19 protein-coding genes are annotated in these 22,480 nt (G+C 42.7%); 13 read left to right on the top strand and 6 right to left on the bottom strand.

What is annotated here, in order from left to right:
• Positions 1-169 precede the first annotated feature (169 nt).
• The 9 genes from ADH49_RS04810 (at position 170) to ADH49_RS04770 (ending at position 9,289) form a co-directional block, all read left to right on the top strand.
• Entirely contained in the window at positions 170-1,435 is a 1,266-nt protein-coding gene (locus ADH49_RS04810; protein ID WP_048690313.1) for a S41 family peptidase, read from the top strand.
• A 146-nt stretch (positions 1,436-1,581) separates the two neighbouring features.
• Positions 1,582-1,710 carry a teichoic acid D-Ala incorporation-associated protein DltX gene (locus ADH49_RS04805; RefSeq protein ID WP_006595368.1) on the top strand — a complete coding sequence of 43 codons (129 nt, stop codon included), beginning with the start codon at positions 1,582-1,584 and terminating at the stop codon, positions 1,708-1,710.
• Positions 1,711-1,724: 14 nt separating this feature from the next.
• Positions 1,725-3,275 carry a D-alanine--poly(phosphoribitol) ligase subunit DltA gene (gene dltA / locus ADH49_RS04800; protein WP_048690311.1) on the top strand — a complete coding sequence of 517 codons (1,551 nt, stop codon included), beginning with the start codon at positions 1,725-1,727 and terminating at the stop codon, positions 3,273-3,275.
• A complete protein-coding gene (gene dltB / locus ADH49_RS04795; RefSeq protein ID WP_048690309.1) occupies positions 3,272-4,522 on the top strand; it encodes a D-alanyl-lipoteichoic acid biosynthesis protein DltB in 1,251 nt (416 codons plus the stop codon). Before dltA ends, dltB begins: the two co-directional genes overlap by 4 nt.
• Positions 4,523-4,540: 18 nt before the next feature.
• A complete protein-coding gene (gene dltC / locus ADH49_RS04790) occupies positions 4,541-4,780 on the top strand; it encodes a D-alanine--poly(phosphoribitol) ligase subunit DltC (RefSeq protein ID WP_006595371.1) in 240 nt (79 codons plus the stop codon).
• Complete coding sequence (gene dltD / locus ADH49_RS04785; protein WP_048690307.1) at positions 4,773-6,041, top strand: D-alanyl-lipoteichoic acid biosynthesis protein DltD; 1,269 nt, start codon at positions 4,773-4,775, stop codon at positions 6,039-6,041. The genes dltC and dltD overlap by 8 nt, the downstream gene beginning before the upstream one ends.
• 144 nt (positions 6,042-6,185) lie before the next feature.
• A complete protein-coding gene (locus ADH49_RS04780) occupies positions 6,186-6,422 on the top strand; it encodes a hypothetical protein (RefSeq protein ID WP_171968048.1) in 237 nt (78 codons plus the stop codon).
• A 100-nt stretch (positions 6,423-6,522) separates the two neighbouring features.
• Complete coding sequence (aspS, locus tag ADH49_RS04775) at positions 6,523-8,277, top strand: aspartate--tRNA ligase (protein WP_048690302.1); 1,755 nt, start codon at positions 6,523-6,525, stop codon at positions 8,275-8,277.
• Between the two features lie 70 nt (positions 8,278-8,347).
• Positions 8,348-9,289: a YitT family protein gene (locus tag ADH49_RS04770; protein WP_048690300.1), complete on the top strand. Its 942-nt coding sequence runs from the start codon at positions 8,348-8,350 to the stop codon at positions 9,287-9,289.
• Positions 9,290-9,323: 34 nt separating this feature from the next.
• Here ADH49_RS04770 and pulA read toward each other — a convergent pair whose 3' ends face one another.
• The 6 genes from pulA to ADH49_RS04740 form a co-directional block, all read right to left on the bottom strand.
• Entirely contained in the window at positions 9,324-11,375 is a 2,052-nt protein-coding gene (pulA, locus tag ADH49_RS04765; protein WP_048690298.1) for a type I pullulanase, read from the bottom strand.
• Between the two features lie 8 nt (positions 11,376-11,383).
• The gene (locus ADH49_RS04760) at positions 11,384-12,367 is read right to left on the bottom strand and encodes a LacI family DNA-binding transcriptional regulator (RefSeq protein ID WP_048690295.1); all 984 of its coding nucleotides are present in this window, start codon (positions 12,365-12,367) and stop codon (positions 11,384-11,386) included.
• A gap of 11 nt (positions 12,368-12,378) precedes the next feature.
• Positions 12,379-13,191, bottom strand: a complete 813-nt coding sequence (locus ADH49_RS04755) for a maltodextrose utilization protein MalA (RefSeq protein ID WP_048690294.1) — start codon at positions 13,189-13,191, stop codon at positions 12,379-12,381.
• Between the two features lie 228 nt (positions 13,192-13,419).
• Positions 13,420-14,262 carry a sugar ABC transporter permease gene (locus ADH49_RS04750; protein WP_006596980.1) on the bottom strand — a complete coding sequence of 281 codons (843 nt, stop codon included), beginning with the start codon at positions 14,260-14,262 and terminating at the stop codon, positions 13,420-13,422.
• A 1-nt stretch (position 14,263) separates the two neighbouring features.
• On the bottom strand, positions 14,264-15,559 hold the full coding sequence (locus ADH49_RS04745; protein WP_048690290.1) for a sugar ABC transporter permease: 1,296 nt from the start codon (positions 15,557-15,559) through the stop codon (positions 14,264-14,266).
• An 81-nt stretch (positions 15,560-15,640) separates the two neighbouring features.
• Complete coding sequence (locus tag ADH49_RS04740; RefSeq protein WP_048690288.1) at positions 15,641-16,897, bottom strand: extracellular solute-binding protein; 1,257 nt, start codon at positions 16,895-16,897, stop codon at positions 15,641-15,643.
• A gap of 474 nt (positions 16,898-17,371) precedes the next feature.
• Here ADH49_RS04740 and malQ point away from each other — a divergent pair, with 474 nt between their 5' ends.
• The 4 genes from malQ (at position 17,372) to nrdI (ending at position 22,414) form a co-directional block, all read left to right on the top strand.
• On the top strand, positions 17,372-18,904 hold the full coding sequence (gene malQ / locus ADH49_RS04735; RefSeq protein ID WP_006595382.1) for a 4-alpha-glucanotransferase: 1,533 nt from the start codon (positions 17,372-17,374) through the stop codon (positions 18,902-18,904).
• A 42-nt stretch (positions 18,905-18,946) separates the two neighbouring features.
• A complete protein-coding gene (gene glgP / locus ADH49_RS04730; protein WP_006595383.1) occupies positions 18,947-21,205 on the top strand; it encodes a glycogen/starch/alpha-glucan family phosphorylase in 2,259 nt (752 codons plus the stop codon).
• Between the two features lie 173 nt (positions 21,206-21,378).
• Positions 21,379-21,891, top strand: a complete 513-nt coding sequence (locus ADH49_RS04725; protein WP_006595384.1) for an ABC transporter permease — start codon at positions 21,379-21,381, stop codon at positions 21,889-21,891.
• A 55-nt stretch (positions 21,892-21,946) separates the two neighbouring features.
• The gene (gene nrdI, locus ADH49_RS04720; protein ID WP_123160721.1) at positions 21,947-22,414 is read left to right on the top strand and encodes a class Ib ribonucleoside-diphosphate reductase assembly flavoprotein NrdI; all 468 of its coding nucleotides are present in this window, start codon (positions 21,947-21,949) and stop codon (positions 22,412-22,414) included.
• Positions 22,415-22,480 lie beyond the last annotated feature (66 nt).

Below are 22,480 nucleotides of genomic sequence, written 5' to 3'. Positions count from 1 at the left end.
TAAAAGCTGATGAAATCAGCGTAGTAGAGCCCACTCAACCACTGCGTCTTGCTCGACAATGCAAAGACAATTGAGAGGCTAGGACTTTTGTCCCAGCCTCTTTTTAGGCTTTTAAGAACTTTTTAAGGAAAAGTGGTATACTATTTCTAAAAAATTTAAGGAGTCCTGCATGAGAAAAAGAGCTATTTTTGAAGATGTCGTCTCCATTATGACTCACGATTCATCTACCATCAAAGACCGAAAAGGATGCGATCCAGAGCCTTTTCGAGAAAAAATGACAGATGATATGACGGATGATGCCTTTCTCTATCAAGTTAAGACTTACCTAGCTAGTTTTGGAATTATTGGCCATATCTCCTTTCAGAATAAAAAAGCTAGGCAGAAAGGCTTTCTCTTACGCGTAATGGACCATCAACTTTATGTTGAAAAGGCGAATGAAGACACGGGACTCCAAGCAGGGGATCAGATCCTAGGTCTGGATGGAAGTGACTTGGAGCGGGTGGCGTCTCTCCATAAGGACTATTTTATCAGTAAGACCCCTGAAAGACACTACCGAGAATGGGCGGATTTGGTCTCTCAGTCCACAAGGGTCACCCTGCTTCGAGAAGGGGTAGAAAAGACCATTGAAGTAGTACCCAGTCGAGAACCAATCCAAGATCAGATTTTTTGGAAACGATTAGACGATGAGATTCTTTATCTTCGTCTGGATAATTTTATGGATGAAGGAGCTATTAGTCGGGTATATCAAGAGTGTTTACCCATGATGACGGAGGTCAAGTTTCTTCTCATTGATGTCCGACAGAACGGCGGAGGGACAGATTCTTTATATTTCCCTCTATTACATCTAGGCTTAGAGAAGGATCAGGGCTATGATTCGCTTGACTGGGACGATGATGGCATGGAAATTCTATACACGGAACGCAATGTCGACTTACGCTTGAAAGACTTTGAGGTCTGGATGCAACAGGAAGAAATTAGTCCTGAAACAACTAAACTACTTGAAGATATGAAAGAGGAGTTGATCCACCATCGGGGGAAAGGCTATGTACCGTATCAGCAAGAAAGCGAGGAATTCTTCCCAGAGGTTAGAGGTGGCCAATATCCCGAACAGATCTTTATCTTATCAGATATTTATTGTGGATCATCTGGTGATAATTTTGTCCAGATGATGAAGCAGTTTAAGAAGGTAACAGTGGTAGGTAGACCAACTCTAGGAATTTTAGACTATTCCAATTGTTGTACTGTTGATTATGGGGATTATCGATTGATGTTTCCTACTTCTCGCTGTCTAAGCTTGGATCAAGGAAAAGGAATGACGGATCAAGGTGTGGAGCCGGATATAGAGGTTCCCTGGAGTCCCGACCATTTTGAAAGAGATGTAGATCTAGACAAGTGTTTGGAGTTGATTCGTCAGAGTTGCGAAACGGCAAGATAAGGCTTAGATAGCGGTTGGCTTAAATTAGGATAGTAATCGTCTCGTATGGTAACGTTTTCTAGTATTATTTCTTTGTGTTTGGATTGCTATGACTGAACAAAAAATGGTAAAATAGTCAGTGAAAATCAAAATGAAGAGTGAAAAAGATGAAACATAAAACACTTTATAAATTTATAGGGCAAACAATTTTGTATTTCGCTATTTTCTTAGCCTTACTCTATTTCTTTAGTTACCTTGGTCAAGGTCAGGGTGGCTTTATCTATAATGAATTTTAAAGGAGATCCCTACCGTGTCAAACCAACCAATTACTGATATGATCGAGGCGATTGAGCGCTTCGCCCAACTGCAACCAGACTATCCTGTCTACAATGTCCTTGGAGAAGAGCATACCTATGGCCAATTGAAGGCAGACTCAGATAGCTTAGCAGCCCACATTGACCAAATGGGACTTCCTGAAAAGTCACCTGTTGTGGTCTTTGGTGGTCAAGAATATGAAATGTTGGCAACCTTTGTGGCCTTGACCAAATCTGGCCATGCTTATATCCCAATTGATAGCCATTCTGCCTTGGAGCGCGTGTCTGCCATTCTTGAAGTGGCTGAGCCAAGCCTGATCATTGCCATCAATGAGTTTCCAATCGAAAACCCAGCTGCTCCGATCATGTCCTTGGAGCAAGTGCGTGAAGCTTATGCGGCTCAGAATGCTTATGATTTGCAACATCCTGTCAAAGGGGATGATAACTACTACATCATCTTTACCTCTGGAACAACTGGAAAACCAAAAGGGGTGCAAATTTCGCATGATAACTTGCTCAGCTTTACTAACTGGATGATCACAGACAAGGAATTTGCGACGCCAGAGCGTCCGCAAATGTTGGCGCAACCGCCCTATTCTTTTGACTTGTCTGTCATGTATTGGGCACCAACCTTGGCTCTTGGTGGAACCCTTTTTGCTCTTCCATCAGCCATCACTCAAGACTTCAAACAACTCTTTGCGACCATTTTTTCTCTTCCGATTGCGATCTGGACTTCGACGCCATCTTTTGCAGATATGGCCATGCTGTCTGAAGATTTCAATGCTGAAAAGATGCCAGGCATCACCCATTTCTACTTTGATGGAGAAGAGTTGACCGTGAAAACGGCTCAGAAATTGCGCGAGCGTTTCCCAAATGCACGCATCATCAATGCTTATGGGCCAACGGAAGCAACCGTTGCTTTGTCGGCAGTGGCTATCACAGATGAGATGCTAGCGACTCTTAAACGCTTGCCAATCGGCTATACCAAAGAAGATTCTCCAACCTTTATCATTGATGAGGAAGGGAACAAATTGCCAAATGGAGAGCAAGGGGAAATCATCGTGTCTGGACCAGCTGTTTCAAAAGGTTATATGAATAATCCAGAGAAAACAGCAGAAGCCTTCTTCGAATTTGAAGGTCTTCCAGCCTACCATACGGGAGATGTCGGAACCATGACAGATGAAGGTCTCCTTCTCTACGGTGGACGGATGGACTTCCAGATCAAGTTTAACGGTTACCGTATTGAGCTAGAAGATGTTTCTCAAAACTTGAACAAATCTCAGTACATTGACTCGGCTGTTGCAGTACCGCGCTACAACAAAGATCACAAGGTTCAAAATCTTTTGGCCTATGTCATCTTAAAAGATGGGGTCAAAGAACAATTTGAGCGAGAGATTGATATTACCAAAGCGATCAAGGAAGATTTGGAGCACATCATGATGTCTTATATGATGCCTTCAAAATTCCTCTACCGTGACAGCTTGCCGCTAACTCCAAACGGGAAAATCGACATCAAAGGGTTGATTAGCGAGGTTAACAACCGATGATCGAGTTCTTGAAACAGCTCCCTCATTTAGAACCCTATGGCACCCCGGTCTACTTTATTTATCTGATTGGGGCCTTATTGCCTATCTTTGTTGGTCTCTTCTTTAAGAAGCGTTTCCCAGTCTATGAAGCCTTGGTCAGCTTAGCCTTTATTGTTTTGATGTTGACAGGGACGGATTTGAAACAAATCTATGCGGTTCTTTTCTACCTCTTTTGGCAAATCCTTTGGGTCTATTCTTATAAAATCTATCGAAGCCAGCGTGATAACAAGTGGGTCTTTTACCTTCACTCTTTCTTGGTCGTTTTGCCCTTGGTTTTTGTGAAGGTGCAACCAGCCATTGATGGGACCCAGTCTTGGATGGGCTTCCTTGGGATCTCCTATCTGACCTTCCGAGCGGTAGGGATGATTATCGAGATGCGAGATGGGACCCTCAAAGAATTTAGTCTCTGGGAATTCTTGCGTTTCTTGCTCTTTATGCCGACTTTTTCAAGTGGGCCGATCGACCGCTTCAAACGCTTCAATGAAGATTACCTAACGATTCCAGATCGGGATGAGCTCCTCGATATGCTGGAGCAGAGCGTCAAGTATATCATGCTTGGCTTTCTCTATAAGTTTATTCTAGCTCATATCTTTGGTCATCTCTTGCTAGGTCATGTCAAGACTTATGCCCTTCTTCAAGGGGGCATCTTTAACCTAGGAACCTTAGGGGTGATGTATGTCTTTGGTTTGGACCTCTTCTTTGACTTTGCAGGCTATTCCATGTTTGCCCTTGCGGCGTCCAACTTGATGGGGATTAAGAGCCCAATTAACTTTAACCTCCCTTTCAAATCGCGTGATTTAAAGGAATTTTGGAATCGTTGGCACATGAGCTTGTCTTTCTGGTTCCGTGACTTTGTCTTTATGCGTCTGGTCATGGTCTTGATGCGCAACAAGGTCTTTCAGAGTCGGATTACAACGTCAAATGTTGCCTATATCATCAACATGTTGGTCATGGGCTTCTGGCATGGAGTGACCTGGTATTATGTTGCTTATGGCCTCTTCCACGGTCTAGGTCTCGTGATCAATGATGCCTGGCTGCGGAAGAAGAAGACACTGAATAAAGAGCGCAAAGCAAAAGGACTTGAGCCCCTGCCAGATAATCGCTGGACTCAGGCTCTTGGAATCTTTATTACCTTCAACACCGTTATGCTGTCCTTTCTGATCTTCTCAGGTTTCTTGGATCAGCAATGGTTTCCAAAAATGAAATAAGAAAAGGAAAAATGAAAAATGGATGTAAAATCACAAGTAATTGAAATTATTGACGAATTGTTTATGGAAGATGTCTCAGACATGATGGATGAGGATCTCTTTGATGCGGGTGTTCTTGATAGCATGGGAACCGTTGAGTTGATTGTTGAATTGGAAAACCGCTTCGATATTCGAGTTCCAGTATCTGAATTTGGTCGTGATGACTGGAATACTGCCAACAAAATCGTAGAAGGTGTCATGGAGCTTCAGAATGCTTAAACGATTGTGGCTGATTCTGGGTCCAGTCTTTTGCGCCATGGCTCTTGTCGCTGCTCTTCTCTTTTTCTATCCGATTAACCACAAACATAATCTGACAGAGGAGAAAAAGGCTGCAGTGAGCTTGACGGCAGAAGGCTTTAAAAGTCGTGCCCGTAAGGAAGAAGCGCTCGGGGATCCCAACTATCGTTTTGTACCCTTCTTTGGTTCCAGCGAATGGTTGCGATTTGACATCGTCCACCCAGCAGTACTAGCAGAGAAGTATGATCGCTCTTATCGTCCGTATTTTCTAGGACAACGAGGGGCAGCATCCTTGAACCAATATTTTGGGATGCAGCAAATTCTTCCTCAACTAGAAGGGAAAACGGCTGTCTATGTGGTATCGCCCCAGTGGTTTACGAAGGACGGTTATGATTCATCGGCCTTCCAGCAATACTTTAATAGTGATCAATTAACGAGCTTTTTGGCCAATCAGGAAGCTGGACCAGCAAGCCAGTATGCGGCATCTCGTCTCTTGCAGCAGTACCCTAATGTTGCTATGCAGGGAGGAGTTCAGAAGCTAGCCAAAGGTCAAAATCTATCTAGTTTTGAAAAAGGTCTCAATCAGACCCTCATGCGCTTTGTTCGTCGGGAGGATGCCTTCTTTAGCACCTTTACGGCAATGAACAATAGCAACTATGAGAAGAAAGTTCTCTCTCGCTTGAATGATTTGCCAGATACATTTTCTTACGAAGTCTTGGAAGAGGTGGCGACGGCGGAAGCCAAAAAGAAAACCAATAATAATAAACTAGGCATTAGTAATAGCTTCTATACCCATCGCCTTGCGAGTAAGCTCAAGAAACTCAAAGGATTCCAAAAGAATGAATCCTATGAACAATCCCCAGAATACAATGATTTACAACTGGTCTTGGATCAGTTTGCTCAATCTAAAACCAATGTCATCTTTGTCATCCCTCCAGTGAACTCTAAATGGATGGCTTATACAGGCTTGAGTAAAGAAATGTATCAACGGACAGTTGAAAAAATCCGTTACCAACTAGAAAGTCAAGGCTTTACCCATATTGCTGATTTTTCTAAAGATGGTGATAAACCTTACTTTATGCAGGATACCATTCATATGGGCTGGAATGGATGGTTGGCATTTGACAAGGCAGTTGATCCTTTTATCTCTAACCCTCAACCTGCCCCTGAATACAAGATTAACAATCGTTTCTTAAGTCAGGACTGGGCTAACTATAAAGGCCAGCCGGACCAATTTAAGTAAGATGCGAAGAGGTTGAGAATACCCAGTCTCAACCTTTTTTCCTATGGTTTTGAAGAAACTTATCCCCATATTCACAGACTTATCCACAGACTTGTGGATAAGTCTATCTACTAGAAAGAGAGGAATTGGTAAACCATGAAAACAATGAAGAAAATAGCTGTTTATGCGATTCTTCAAGGAATCGTGATCTTTCTCATTACGGGCCTCATCACTCAATTAATCAGAGGAGACTTCTTTTTCCGTGGCTTGGCTCCAATATTTGGAGTCTTGGCAGCTATCATGCGTTTTGGAACAGCTAGTCTGATGAAAATCTTGGCCCCAACCTTATACGATGAAGAGGCCAAACAAGAGAAAGTTCCTACCGGGAAAGAAGCTGAATAAAAGAACTGTTTTTTCTGGAAAAATCTCTGGAAAAGCACTTATCTGACAGGCTTTATGGTAAAATAGAAGGAAGAATATTAGTTTGGAGAGTAAAAATACAATGAAACGTTCCATGTATGCTGGACGTGTTCGCGAGGAACACATTGGACAAGAACTAACCCTCAAAGGATGGGTGAGTCGACGCCGTGATTTGGGTGGCTTGATCTTTATTGATTTACGAGATCGTGAAGGGATTATGCAATTGGTCATCAATCCAGAGACGGTCAGTTCGGAAGTAATGGCAACGGCCGAGAGCCTTCGTAGCGAGTATGTGATCGAAGTGACAGGTCAAGTTGCTGCTAGACAGCAAGCGAATGATAAAATTGCAACAGGTCAGGTTGAAATGCATGTTTCTTCATTGACTGTCCTTAATACGGCAAAAACCACACCATTTGAGATCAAGGATGGCATTGAAGCTAACGACGATACCCGTCTACGCTATCGATATTTGGACTTGCGTCGCCCAGAGATGTTGGAAAACTTGAAATTGCGTGCTAAAGTAACCCACTCTATTCGGAATTACTTGGATGAGTTGGAATTTATTGATGTGGAAACACCTTTCCTTTCTAAGTCAACTCCAGAAGGGGCGCGTGACTATCTCGTTCCATCTCGTGTCAACAAGGGGCACTTCTATGCCTTGCCTCAAAGCCCTCAAATCACGAAACAATTGTTGATGAATGCAGGCTTTGACCGCTATTATCAAATCGTCAAATGTTTCCGTGACGAAGATTTACGTGGAGACCGTCAACCTGAGTTTACACAGGTCGATTTAGAAACCTCCTTCTTGACAGAGCAAGAAATTCAAGACATTACCGAAGGTTTAATCGCGCGTGTCATGAAAGAAACCAAGGGAATTGAAGTCACCCTTCCTTTCCCGCGGATGAAGTACGATGATGCGATGGCTCTTTACGGTTCGGACAAACCAGATACTCGTTTTGAGATGCTCTTGACAGACTTGACAGAAGTTGTAAAGGGTGTAGACTTCAAGGTCTTCTCAGAAGCTCCAGCAGTGAAAGCCATTGTGGTCAAAGGAGCAGCAGACAACTACTCACGTAAAGATATCGATAAGATGACCGAAGTAGCCAAACAATATGGGGCCAAAGGTCTTGCATGGGTCAAGGTAGCTGATGGTGCTTTAAACGGCCCAGTTGCTAAGTTCTTGACAGACGTGACAACAGAGTTGACAAGTGCTTTACAGTTGGAAGAAAAAGATTTGGTCCTCTTTGTAGCGGATACACTAGAAGTAGCCAATGCAACCCTAGGTGCCCTTCGTTGCAGAATTGCCAAGGAATTAGACCTCATCGACAACAATCAATTCAACTTCCTTTGGGTGGTAGATTGGCCAATGTTTGAGTGGTCTGAAGAAGAAGGCCGTTACATGAGTGCCCACCATCCCTTTACACTTCCACAAGCAGATACAGCTCATGAATTAGAGGGCGATCTCGCTAAGGTACGTGCTATTGCCTATGACATTGTGCTCAATGGTTACGAACTTGGAGGAGGAAGTCTCCGGATCAACCAAAAAGAATTGCAAGAACGGATGTTTACGGCTCTCGGTTTCTCAAAAGAAGATGCGACAGAGCAATTTGGTTTCTTGCTAGAAGCTATGGATTATGGTTTCCCTCCACATGGTGGATTGGCTCTTGGTTTGGACCGTTTTGTCATGTTGTTAGCTGGTGAGGAGAATATCCGTGAAGTGATTGCCTTCCCTAAGAACAACAAGGCAACAGATCCAATGACCCAAGCCCCTTCTGCAGTATCTACCAAACAACTGGAAGAGTTGAGTCTACAAGTAGAAGTCAAAACTGAGGAGTAAGAATAAAAGCGGAAAATCCGCAGAAGTAGCTTCTGAGATTTTCCCTTTATTTATAAATTAAGAGATAGTCATGAAAAAAACTCGCTTAGGTAAAATCTTACGTTATTATGTGAGAAGAATTGCTTATAATTTTAAATTATTACGGGTCTTGAAAAGCATTTCCCGCGAAAAATATGATGAAAAGATTTCAGCCTCATTGGTCTATGGATTTTTATCTGCGATTGCTGTGAACTTCTTTTTCCAGCCGGGACGTGTCTATTCGAGTGGCGCGACAGGGTTAGCACAGATTGTTTCTGCTCTTAGTGATCGATTTTTGGGCTTTACCATTCCTGTTTCCTTGTCATTTTATGCCATCAATCTACCCTTAATGATCATCGCCTGGTATCAAATTGGCCATAAGTTTACCATTTTCACCTTTATAACGGTGTCCATGAGTTCCTTTTTTATCCAATTTGTTCCAGTAGTTACGCTCACCAATGACCCTATCATGAACGCCTTGTTTGGGGGTGTGGTTATGGGGACAGGGATTGGTTTTGCCCTTCGGAATAATATCTCCAGTGGGGGAACCGATATTGTCAGTTTGACCATTCGAAAGCGAACGGGCAAGAACGTCGGCAAAATTTCTCTCATCGTTAATGGGACCATCATGTTGATAGCAGGGATGACCTTTGGTTGGAAGTATGCCCTCTATTCGATGATTACCATTTTTGTTTCCAGTCGAGTGACAGATGCTGTCTTTACCAAGCAGAAGCGGATGCAAGCCATGATTGTCACTAGCCAACCGGATAAGATTATTGAAAAAATCCATAAGCGATTGCACCGTGGGGCAACCATTATTCACAATGCCGAAGGGACCTATAATCATCAGGAAAAAGCCGTCTTACTCACGGTTATTACCCGAGCAGAGTTTAATGAGTTTAAATTTTTAATGAAAAAAGCAGACCCTCAAGCTTTTATAACAATTTCAGACAATGTTCATATTATTGGACGCTTTGTCGAAGTAGAAGACTAAAAAATTCCTGCAAGAAGTTCTTGCAGGAATTTTTTTATGCTTGTTCTACCAAGATCCAACCATGGCCTGGAACGGTAAATTCTTCTTGAGAAAGTCCTTGCTCTCTTCCATACACATGAGGGTAGGCAATCGTTAATCTTGCAGATTGTTTGAGTCGATAAGTCCATTCTTGATCCCCCAGGTTGACCAAGATAAGCAACTTACGACCATCTTTCTCAATGCTGTAAGAGAAGGTTTTCTCCGAAGTCCAAGTAACTTGACAATAGTCTCGAATGTCTTGGGCATTCACAAGGCGAAGGAGCTCTTCCTCTTTACGATAGGCAATCAATTCGCGCAGGAACTGAATATCTGTTTCATAAGCTGTAGAAGAAAGCCAGTCTAGTTGATTTAGAGCATCTGGAAGATTGTAAGTATTCTCTTCTAAGCCCTTGCTGCGATAGATTTCTTGGCCAGCATGTAGAAAAGGAACTCCTTGAGCCAAGAGGACGAGATGCAAGCCAAGTCGAGCTTTAGTCTGACGTACCTCTACTGAAATGTTTGGGTCTTCAACCTTGAGGTAGTCAAAGAAGGTTGCGTTATCATGGCATTCCACATAGTTAATTGCCTGTTGAGGACGCACAAAGTGGGGGGTTCCTTTGAGTCCGACGTTACCAGTCAAAATATTGGCAAGATCATTGGCCTGATAGCGGCTGTCTATACGTCCTTCGTTGAGGATGCTTCGTTTAATGGTATCACGGAAGTTGTCACTGAAGAAGCCATACGGACGAAGTTGACTGGCATTGTATTGATGGGCCAGGAGTTCAGGATCCAGTCCAGTATCCATCTTCCAGCCTTCTCCATAAAGGTAAATGTTGGGGTAAATGGCTGCTAATTCTTCTTGAATTTCCATCATGGTTTGGCGGTCAAGAATGCCCATCAAGTCAAAGCGAAAACCATCAAAGCCGTAGAGTTGAACCCACTGCTTGACTGACTGCTTGATGTAGTTGCGAACCATGGCTCTCTCGCTAGCTACATCGTTCCCACAGAAGGTTCCGTTGGTTCGTTGGCGGTCTTGGTCATAGCGATAGAAATAGCCTGGGACAATCCGCTCAAAAGCAAATTCATCAGAGAGGTAAACATGGTTATAAACCACATCCATGATGAGGCTGAGATCTGCTTCGTGATAGGCATCAATCACTTGCTGCAACTCTAGGATCCGTTGGTAAGGATCATTTGGTTGGCTACTAAAACTTCCCTCAGGAACATTGTATTGCACAGGGTCATAGCCCCAATTGTAGGAAGCAGTAGGATTTGTTTCATCTACGCTTCCGAAATCATAGAGGGGCATGAGCTGAACATGAGTAATACCCAGGGATTTCAAATAGTTAAAGCCAAAGGTCTGGTCTCCATGCTTAGGAGATTCTAAGAGAGCTGGGAAGGTAGCAGGATGTTGGAAACCAGCTTCTTTTTGCATGGAGAAGTCCCGGACGCTCAATTCATAAATAATAGCCTGAGTCGGATCTAGTTGGGTTGCGGCTCTCTGGATAGGGCGCTCAATCTTGTGTCGGTCGATGACATAGCTAGCTCCTGAATTGGCTTCAGAAGAAAGAGCATAAGGATCATGGACGATATGGGTTACACCGTTGACTTGGTGCTGGTAGTAATAAGAGGCTTTTTCCCAGTCTCCTTCGAGTTCTAAACGCCATACACCTTTTTCTGTCAGCTCCATCGGGTAGGCAGTTTGGTTGATCAAGAGCTGAACCTCTTGAGAAATGGGAGCCCAAAAGGCAAAGCAGGTTTTTTCTTTGGAGTAACGAGCTCCTAAATCCTCTCCATCATAAGCATATAGCTGATCAAAGATGGGTTGGCGGACGATGTCGCGGTAGTGTAGGAGGCAGGTTTCTCCCTTAGCGTTGGAGAGGGTATAGCTTTGACTCATGTCGATGGGAAGGGGGCTTCGAAGAGTTTTTTCTTCCTCTGTCGGCAGAAGTTCAATTGTTTTCGAACCAGACGTCAATGTAAAAGGAAGAGAGGCCATTACGCTCTCTCCTCCTTCCATGCGAATCAAGTCTTGGTCGTCTAAATAAGCTGCAAAGTTGGTGGTCATAGGTTCTCCTAAAGTTCAATAATCGAGTGTTCAATGAGCTGTCTGTAGCAAACAGTTTTGTTTTCCTTGTTGTCCTTAATAATTTGGAGCAAGGTTCTGACAGATTCGCGTCCCAATTCGACCGTATTGATATCAATATAGGCGTCAATTGGAATTCGTGGTTGAATAGAGTCGAAGGAAATAATTGGAAGATCGACTTGTTTGTCGCTCAGGTATCTCCGAACCCCTTCAGCAACTAGGATATCTGTTGTCATAAGTGCTTCCAGTTCTTCAAAAGGCAGGGTATCCATGATTTGGTAAGAATTTTCTTCTAGCATGAAACCAAAGGAGAACTTGACCAATTCCTCACGGAGAGGGATCTGGTGACTGGCAAGAGCTTCTTGGTAGCCCTTGTAGCGGTCTTGAGAAACGGCCAATTCCTTATTTCCTCCAACAAAGGCGATGTGTTGGTATCCTTTCTTGATGAAATATTCGGTCGCATCAAAGGCGGCCTTAACATTGTCGTTATCGACTAAGGATACAAAAGGAGAAGTTGCTTTTCCCAAAATCAAGAAAGGAAATTTATCTTGAATACAGAAGTCAACCAAAGGATCATTCAATTTGGAATAGAGGAAGATGAGTCCATCTACCCGCTTACCATAAATCATTTGTTTGAGTTGATCGAGGCGGTGGGTTTCATTAGCCCCTGTACAAATCTGAATGGCATAGCCATAATCAGAAGCAACCTGACTAATCCCACGGAGGACCGTAGGGAAGAAGGGGTTTTGGAAGAACACATCACTTTCATCAGGCAAGACAAGGGCAATGACCTGACTGGACTGGCTCACTAAGCTACGAGCATTGAGGTTTGGATGGTAATCTAGTTCTTTCATGGCAGAACGAACCCGTTCTTTAGTGGCTTCACTGATGGTAGATTTATTTTGAATCACTCGTGTAACGGTAGATGGTGCAACGCCGGCAAGTTTGGCTACATCTTTGATGGTGACACGCATAAAGGACCTCCCTAAGGTTTGTAATCTGGATCCCGGAAATGAGTCTTATAGAAGGCAAGCGCGAGGAACAAGACAAATAGGATATTTTGGATCAAGATGGTTGTAGTAAAGACTTGGTGGAACAATAAACTGATCAGGACGCTCGCAAGAATAGGCAATCCTAGACAGTTGAGTGTGAAATTGAAGCATTCTTTGAAGGTCTTGAGAGAGAAGAGACGTGACTTCCGTGTCAAGAAGAGGAAGAAGGAAGCTCCAAATACTAAAATAGCAAAATTCACAGCAGATAAGAAACCTGAGAAGAGGACGAGGAAGAGACTAACAGCCAATCGATTGGCCTGGAACCAATCTTTGGAAATGGCCTTAGTGAGTTCCTTTTTGTCCTGGATGCTCTCTTGATTGATGGCTTGGTAAGGAATCGTAGCCAGTTCTTTCTTTTCTTTACTTACAATCAATTGATTTTTATCGAAATAAAGAGTTAATTTTTCTCCTAATTGAGTTCCTTCGTGATGGCCTAAGATAACATGACCAGCCTCATTTTTATGAACTCCAAAATGACTGTTATAGACTAGTTCTTGCTGATTGATCTGTATGTTTTCTTTAAAATCCTTCATAACATCGTCTGTTAAGGGATCAAAGACATCACTAACGAAGGTGGTTAAGGGGTAGGTCTGTAGTTCTGCATTTTGAATGGCAACAGGAATGAGGGTCAAGGATAGAAGAAAGAGTGAGGTAAAGACCATTTGGAACCAATTAAGTTGTTTGCGGTTGGCAAATGCTTTTCTTACCTGAAAAAGGCTGGAAAAATAGTTAAATGGATAGGGCATGAAGAGACCTTTCTAATCTCCGGGATGGATTTCCCTTGTATGGAGAGCATAACAAGATTTTATCCTTAACCAAAGATGGGAGAGAAACTGGTAGCAAATCAATCAACTTGCTACCCTTGTCCCACTCCCATCCTTTCCTTAAAGATAAAATTAATGTGACTGGGAGAAAAGCACGAGAGGAGATCTTGTCCTTTTCATCATGGCTGGAAGGTTATAGAAAAGTTTATTTTATCCTTTATCCCCACCAGCTGTCAAGCCTGAAACAAAGTTCTTTTGAAGGAAGAAGAACAGAACACAGATTGGAACTGCAATCAGAATCGCACCTGCCGCAAAGAAGGCAATCTTTTGATTTTTTTGGTCGCTGATAAAGGTTTGAAGACCAACAGCTACCGTGTAATTGATTTCATCGCGAAGCAAGAATTTAGACAAGATGTAGTCTCCAAAAGGTCCCATGAAGGCCCAAAGAGCTTGTACCGCAATCATTGGGCGAACCAATGGAAGGACGATTTGCCAGAAGCGACGGAAGTGTCCAGCACCATCCAATTTTGCAGATTCATCAAGTGAAATTGGGACTGTATCGAAGTAACCCTTCATCAACCAAGCGTTCATTGGGATTCCTCCACCGACATAGAGGAAGATGAGGAACCAGCTGTGGTTCAAGGCATTCAACATCAAGGCCATAACGAAGAAGGCAGTCAAAGCAGCCATGGTAGGCACCATTTGGATAATCAAGAAGAAGACCAAACTTTGCTTACGAGCCAAGAAGTTGTAGCGGCTGTATGCATATCCTGCCAAGGTAATGATGGATGTTTGAGCGACCATGGTAATAATGGCGATGATCAAGGTGTTGAGATACCAGGTACCATATAAGGTGTCCGTAAAGAGTTTTTGGAAGTTATCAAAGCTGAGACTGCCACTGAAATCAAGCGTAAAGGCACTGACATTACCAGTTTTGAAGGCTGAAAGAACCGTGATCAACAATGGATAGATGATGATGATGGAAAGGACAACCAAGTAGAGGTAAGTCAAGAAATGATTAAGGCGGCGTTTAAATTGAACTGAATTTTTCATTTTACACATCCTCCATATCAAATGCGTGCAGTTTCTTGAAGGCAATCATCGAGATCGAGATGACAATCAAAGAGATGATCAACGTAACCGCAGCAGCCATTGAGTATTGAGGTGATGAGTTCGTTGTCAATTTATAGATCCAAGAAATCAAGATATCTGTCGAACCAGCATTACCACCAACAGATCCAGGTCCACCATCGTTAAAGAGGTAGATAATGGAGAAGTTGTTAAAGTTGAAGGTGTATTGGCTGATGAGAGTTGGTGCCGCAACCGCCAAAATCATTGGGAAGGTAATGTTGCGGAATTTTTGCCAAGCGTTGGCCCCATCAATATAGGCTGCTTCGTAAAGGTCGTTTGGAATAGATTGCAAGATTCCGAGTGTCAAGACGTAAATGTAAGGGAAGCCGAGCCAACCTTGCATCATAATCAAAGCAATCTTCGTCCAGGTAGGATCAGTTTTCCAAGGAATGAGAACCCCATCCAAGAATGGGAAAATCTTCGCAAAGAGCGGAAGGACTTGCGCATTGATGGCCCCGATACTATCGTTGAACATGTTTGAGAATGTCAAGATCGTAATGAAGGCAGGAACCGCCCAAGGAAGAAGGAAGATAACACCGAAGATGCGTTTTCCTTTAATGAATGGTTGGTTGGCAATAATAGCCGTTAGGATACCAAGAACGATTTGAAGAGTAGAAGCTGCCAAGGCCCAGATCAAGGTCCAGCCCAATACAGATGTAAAGGCAGAACGGAAGGTACTCAAAGTCCACATGTTGGTGAAGTTTTGAAGTCCGATCCAATCAAGGAGCGTAAAACGAGCTGTATGCTTAAAGTCGTAGTTGGTAAAGGCAATCATCAAGGTAACCAAAACAGGGAAGATGATTGCAAAGGTCATGGCAATATAAGAAGGGATGATCAAGAGATATGGGAAGCCATTTTCATAGATAGCATTCACCATCTCTTTTAGGGTCTTCGGCACTCGAATACCGTTATTAATCCGCTTAGCTACAGTACCCGCATCTTTGATATTCAAGGCGTAGAACATCAAATAAACGACGGTGATAATTAAGTGGAAGGCACCACGAATTAAGATAAAAAGAGAATTATCTTTTCCACGGACAGTACCGAGGGTAATTAGTTTAGACAATTCCTCCAAACCAATACCGAAAAAGTATGCGAGAAAGACAAGTGTTACACCAAGGAAGATGTATCCTTTTGCTTTCTGTTTGTTATAGATTTGTCCCAAGCCAGGAATGAGGGATAGCCACATTGCCTTTTTGGGATTTTGTTGTGTTTCCATATCGACTCCTTATAAGTGAGCGACCAGAGGCCACATCACAGCGAAAGGCTGGGAAAGATTCCCAGCCCCTTGGGAACTGTATTACTTGCCACCGAATTTTTGTTCGATAGTTTCTTTGATTAATTTCACAGCATCGTCAGCAGCATCTTTAGAAGATTTCTTACCACTTACAGCGTCGAAGAGCATAGTTGCAGCTGGATCCCAAACAGTACTCATTTCAGAGATGTTTGGCATTGGTTGTGCATTTTCAAACTGTTTAACAACGGCAGTTGTCAATTCATCGTTTTTACCAACAGCGTACTCACGAGCTTCTGTGTTAGCTGGCACTTCGTTTGTCTTATCGTAGAAAGCTTTTTGTTGATCAGTTGAAGTCAAGAAGTCTACAAATTTTTGAGCTGCTTCAGGGTGGTTAGCACCTGCAGGGATAACCCAAGCTTTACCACCACCGAAGGCAGAGTAAGCTTTTCCATTTGGAAGAGTAGGGATAGTTGCTACACCGTAGTTTACTTTTGCTTCTTTCAATGAAGATGCTTTCCATGGACCATCGATGATGGCAGCTGTCTTACCTTCTTGGAATTGAGTTTGGATGAAGTTTGCAGCACCTTTAGTGTCTTGCAATCCTTTAGGCCATTTAGCATACCAAGTTTTCGCGTATTCGATACCATCGATCGCACCTTGGTTGTTCAAACCAACATCTTTTGGATCTGTACCATCTTTACCGAAGACATATCCACCGTTACCTGAAAGAAGTCCATATGCATAGTAGAAGTTTGTCCAGTCAGCAAGGAAGGCAGTGTTTTTACCAGCTTCGCCAGCGAAGTCATACTTGCTGTCTTTTGCCAATTCTTCAAGTTCACCAAATGTTTTTGGAGCTTCTTGCATGAGGTCTTTGTTGTAGTAAAGAACCAATGTTTCGATAACTGCTGGTGCACCGTATACTTTACCACCGTTTGTTACAAGTGATTCAGTTGTTTTGTCGGTCTTGCTGTCTTTGTTCAATTTCACTTCAGCCAATTGACCGTCGTTACCAAGACCACCTACGCGGTCGTATGGTGCCATCATAACGTCTGGAGCTTTACCAGATTGGTTGTCAAGAGACAATTTGTCCAATCCACCAAGAGCGTCACCTGTCTTGATCGTTACTTTTGTTCCACTTTCTTTTTCAAAAGCTTTCGCAGCTTCTTCCATGTAAGCTTTGTAACCATTGTCAACGTAGACTGTCAACTCGTTTTCAGAAGCAGCAGAGTCGTCTTTTTTGCCTCCACAAGCTACCAAAAGAAGTGATGCGAATCCAACTGTACCAAGTACAGCAGCGCTTCGAAGAATTGTGCGTTTCATGATTTATTCCTCCTAAAGAATAAAAATAATATTATTAGTTGAAAACGTTTTAGACAAACGTTTTTCTTAACACGAATAGTATATCACAGGAAGAAAACGTTTGCAAGTTCTTTGTGCAAAAAAAAATTAAAAATTTTTTATCTTCTATTAAATACACACAAATAGTTGACAAGAAAATAAGAAAAGGATAAACTAGGCGTGGGGTGAACCTGCAGAAAAAATCATAAAAGTTTAGGAAACCTCTTGCATAAACGACAAGAATACTTTATAATGGACACGTAACGCAAACGTTTTCCTTAAACGTTGCATAAAGATGATCTAGGGTCATTTATAAATAGGTTAAATTTTTTTCTATTTCTGACAATTGCACTATTCCTAACCCTTCTAAAAGTCGGAATGAGAACTGGATTAGAGTAGAAAGTTGGTCTATTTTTCTTCGAAACAAAAAATATTAAACTAAAGGTGGTACCCTCAATGAAAAAACGCCAAAGTGGTGTCTTGATGCACATTTCATCCTTGCCTGGGAAGTATGGAATCGGTTCGTTTGGTCAAGCAGCTTACGATTTTGTCGATTTCCTTGTTCGGACTAAGCAACGGTATTGGCAAATTTTGCCTCTCGGAACAACCAGTTATGGAGATTCTCCTTATCAATCCTTCTCGGCTTTTGCAGGCAACACCCACTTTATTGACTTCGATCTCTTGATCGATCAAGGGCTCTTGGATGCATCCGATGTCGAAGGTGTTGATTTTGGTCAAGACCCAACAGAAGTAGACTATGCGAAGATCTTCGAACAACGTCGTCCTCTTCTAGAAAAAGCGGTTAAAGCTTTTATTGAAAACGGTGATTGGGATGACTTCAGCCGTTTTGCTGAAGAAAATGCAGCTTGGTTGGAATTATTTGCTGAATACATGGCTATTAAAGAGCACTTTGAATTAAAAGCATGGACAGAATGGCCAGACGCTGCGATTCGTGCACGCCAACCAGAAGCCCTTACTTCATATCGCGCTCAATTGGAAGACAAATTGACTTACCATCGAGTAACACAGTATTTCTTCTTCAAACAATGGTTGAAATTGAAAGCATACGCTAACGACAACCATATTGAGATCGTAGGTGATATGCCAATCTACGTAGCGGAAGATTCAAGCGATATGTGGGCAAATCCTCATCTCTTTAAAACAGATGAAAATGGAAAAGCAACCTGCATCGCAGGATGCCCACCAGATGAGTTCTCAGCAACTGGTCAGCTTTGGGGCAACCCAATCTATGACTGGGAAGCAATGGACAAAGATGGTTACAAATGGTGGATTGAACGCTTGCGTGAGAGCTTCAAGATCTACGACATCGTGCGGATTGACCACTTCCGTGGCTTTGAATCTTACTGGGAAATCCCAGCTGGTTCTGATACAGCAGCACCAGGTAAATGGGTTAAAGGTCCTGGCTACAAACTCTTTGCCGCAGTGAAAGAAGAACTTGGTGATTTGAACATCATCGCAGAAGACCTTGGCTTCATGACTGACGAAGTCATTGAGCTTCGTGAGCGCACAGGCTTCCCAGGCATGAAGATCCTTCAATTTGCCTTCAATCCTGACGATGAAAGTATCGACAGCCCTCACTTGGCACCAAACAACTCAGTTATGTATACAGGAACACACGATAATAACACTGTTCTTGGGTGGTATCGCAATGAAATTGACGATCCAACTCGTGAGTACCTTGCTCGTTACACCAACCGTAAAGAATACGAATCTGTTCCACATGCGATGCTTCGTACCGTCTTTGCTTCAGTCAGCTTTATGGCCATCGCTACCATGCAAGATTTGTTAGAGTTGGATGGCTCAGCTCGTATGAACTTCCCATCTACCCTTGGTGGCAACTGGGCATGGCGGATGACAGCGGATCAATTGACTCCTGCTGTCGAGCAAGAATTGCTTGATTTCACAACTATCTATCGTCGTGAAAATACTGACTTGGTGAAAGAAGAAGCGAAAAAAGCAGAAAAATAATCTTTCCCCCTATCTAATCAAAACACAAGGAGACACTTAACCATGGAATCATTACAAAAATATGTGATTGATCATTATCAAAAAACAATTGCAGAATGTTCAAACGAAGAATTGTACATTGCTTTGCTTAATTACACCAAGCAAGCAAGTGCCCAAAAGAAATTAAATACTGGTAAGAAAAAAGTTTACTATATCTCAGCTGAGTTCTTGATTGGTAAACTCTTGTCAAACAACTTGATCAACTTGGGTCTGTACGATGATGTCAAAAAAGAATTGGCTGATGCTGGCAAAGACTTGATCGAAGTTGAAGAAGTGGAATTGGAACCATCACTTGGTAACGGTGGTTTGGGACGCTTGGCAGCCTGCTTTATCGACTCTATCTCAAGCCTTGGTTTGACAGGGGATGGGGTTGGTTTGAACTACCACTTTGGTTTGTTCCAACAAGTTCTTAAAAACAACCAACAAGAAACGATTCCAAATGCGTGGTTGACTGACCAAAGCTGGCTCGTTCGTTCAAGCCGTAGCTACCAAGTGCCATTTGCACACTTTACATTGACTTCTACGCTTTATGATATCGATGTACCTGGTTACAAGATCGAAACCAAGAACCGCTTGCGCTTGTTTGACTTGGATTCAGTTGATTCATCCATCATTGAAGATGGTATCAACTTTGACAAGACAGATATCGCTCGCAACTTGACTCTTTTCCTTTACCCAGATGATAGTAACCGTCAAGGGGAATTGCTCCGTATTTTCCAACAATACTTCATGGTTTCAAACGGTGCACAATTGATCCTCGACGAAGCGATCGAAAAAGGAAGCAACTTGCATGACCTTGCTGACTACGCAGTTGTACAAATCAATGATACTCACCCATCTATGGTCATTCCTGAGTTGATCCGTCTCTTGACTGAACGCGGTATCGAAATGGATGAAGCTATCTCTATCGTTCGTAGCATGACCGCTTACACTAACCACACAATCCTTGCAGAAGCCCTTGAAAAATGGCCACTTGAATTCTTGCAAGAAGTGGTTCCTCACTTGGTACCAATCATTGAAGAATTGGACCGTCGTGTTCGTGCTGAACACAAAGATCCAGCTGTTCAAATCATTGATGAACACGATCGTGTCCACATGGCCCACATGGATATCCACTATGGATACAGTGTAAACGGGGTTGCAGCTCTTCACACTGAAATCTTGAAGAACTCAGAGTTGAAGGCCTTCTACGACCTTTACCCAGAAAAATTCAACAACAAAACAAACGGAATTACCTTCCGTCGTTGGCTTATGCATGCCAACCCAAGCTTGTCTCACTACTTGGATGAGATCCTTGGACGTGACTGGCACCATGATGCTTCTAAGTTGGAAGACCTTCTCTCATACGAAGATAAAGCTGCTGTCAAAGAAAAATTGGAAAACATCAAAGCCCACAACAAACGTAAATTGGCTCGTCACTTGAAAGATCACCAAGGTGTGGAAATCAATCCAAATTCTATCTTTGATATCCAAATCAAACGTCTTCACGAGTACAAACGTCAACAAATGAACGCTTTGTATGTCATCCACAAATACTTGGACATCAAGGCTGGTAATATCCCTGCTCGTCCAATCACAGTCTTCTTTGGTGGTAAAGCAGCTCCTGCCTACACCATCGCTCAAGATATCATCCACTTGATCCTTTGCTTGTCAGAAGTCATTGCAAACGACCCAGCAGTAGCTCCACACTTGCAAGTAGTGATGGTTGAAAACTACAACGTGACTGCAGCAAGCTTCTTGATCCCAGCATGTGATATCTCAGAACAAATCTCATTGGCTTCTAAAGAAGCTTCAGGTACTGGTAACATGAAATTCATGTTGAACGGCGCTTTGACGCTTGGTACTATGGACGGAGCTAACGTGGAAATCGCTGAGTTGGTTGGAGACGAAAACATCTATATCTTCGGTGAAGATTCAGAAACTGTTATCGACCTTTACGCAAAATCAGCATACAAATCAAGCGAATTCTACGCTCGTGAAGCGATCAAACCATTGGTTGACTTTATCATCAGCGACGCTGTTCTTGCAGTTGGTAACCAAGAACGTTTGTCTCGTCTTCACAATGAGTTGATCAACAAAGACTGGTTCATGACCCTTCTTGACTTGGAAGACTACATCAAAGTCAAAGAGCAAATGTTGGCTGACTACGAAGACCGTGACGCATGGTTGGATAAAGTCATCGTCAACATTGCCAAAGCAGGATTCTTCTCATCTGACCGTACCATCGCTCAGTACAACGAAGATATCTGGCACTTGAACTAATTTGTTTTCGACATTCTAGAAGCAATATACTTAGAAAGAAGAGCTCCTTTTGAATCATATCCTGATTTAGAGGGAGCTTTTTTAGAACAGGATCGCTGGGAAAATCTAAACTTGCGCTTCCCTAAGGTTCACGTTATAATAAATACTATGGATATTAGAAACGAGGAAATACAATGAAGAAAAATCCAATTTATATGTATGTCTTGCTAGCTCTATCAGCGATGGGAACTCTATTAACTGCTCAGTCCTTCTTTGGATTGGCTAAAGTGGAGCTCACAGATGAAATGGCAGCTTCTTTGAACTTAACCACTGCTCTTGAACGGGAAGAATACAAAGCCTTCCTTGAGAAATTAATCGTAGCCTTACGCGGACCGATTGCTTGGTTGTTGCTATCTCTTTTGATTGGGGGCTTGATTGCAGTTGCCTATTTCTTCCTGTCTAAAAAGGATATTGTTAAGGCGACCTATGCCTATATGGGACAGATTGGTGCCTTTGTCTTAATGAGCTTGCATAATTTCTTGTCTTATCGTTCTTCTATGTCTGTGATCACGTCAGACAAATTGCGGACCTTGTTGCAGGCTTCTAGCTTATATGCACTTGTCTTGAGTGTGGTTGTAGCCCTTGTTTACTTGGGAATCCTCCTCTACAAATTGAAAAATAGACCAGCTAGCGACCTTCAAGCTTAGATCATAGCATTAAAAAACTCCTCAAGTCTGGAACAAAGAAGAGGAGCTGGTCTGATTGGAGAAGAAAATGAAAGTATGTTTTGTCTATATCAGTTTAAGTGGCAATACTGAAAGTTTTGTTCGTCGTCTCAGTGATTATCTATGGGAGCAGTACCCTGACTTGGTCATTGAAAAAATCCATGTCAAAGACCTAGTCAAAGAAGGGAAGCCCTTCTTTGAAGTTGATACACCTTTTATCGCCTTTTTGCCGACCTACCTAGAAGGAGGAAATGGTGTTGATAATGGAGATGTGGAAATTTTAACGACCGATGTAGCAGACTTTATCGCCTATGGAGACAATGCCACTAAATGCTTGGGAGTTGTAGGATCAGGAAATCGCAACTTCAACAATCAATATTGCCTAACGGCCAAGCAGTACAGCCAACGCTTTGGTTTCCCTATGCTAGCAGACTTTGAGATGAGAGGAATGCTAGGGGATATCAAAAAAGTAGCGGCCATTGTAGAAGATTTGTATCGTCTTTAAAACAAAAGAGGCTGGGACAAAAGTCCTAGCCTCTCAATTGTCTTTGGATTATCGAGCAAGACGCAG

It is taken from the genome of Streptococcus sp. 400_SSPC (genome assembly GCF_001072745.1).
Classification (GTDB): domain Bacteria; phylum Bacillota; class Bacilli; order Lactobacillales; family Streptococcaceae; genus Streptococcus; species Streptococcus xiaochunlingii.
This window is presented reverse-complemented; position numbering and strand designations above follow the sequence as displayed.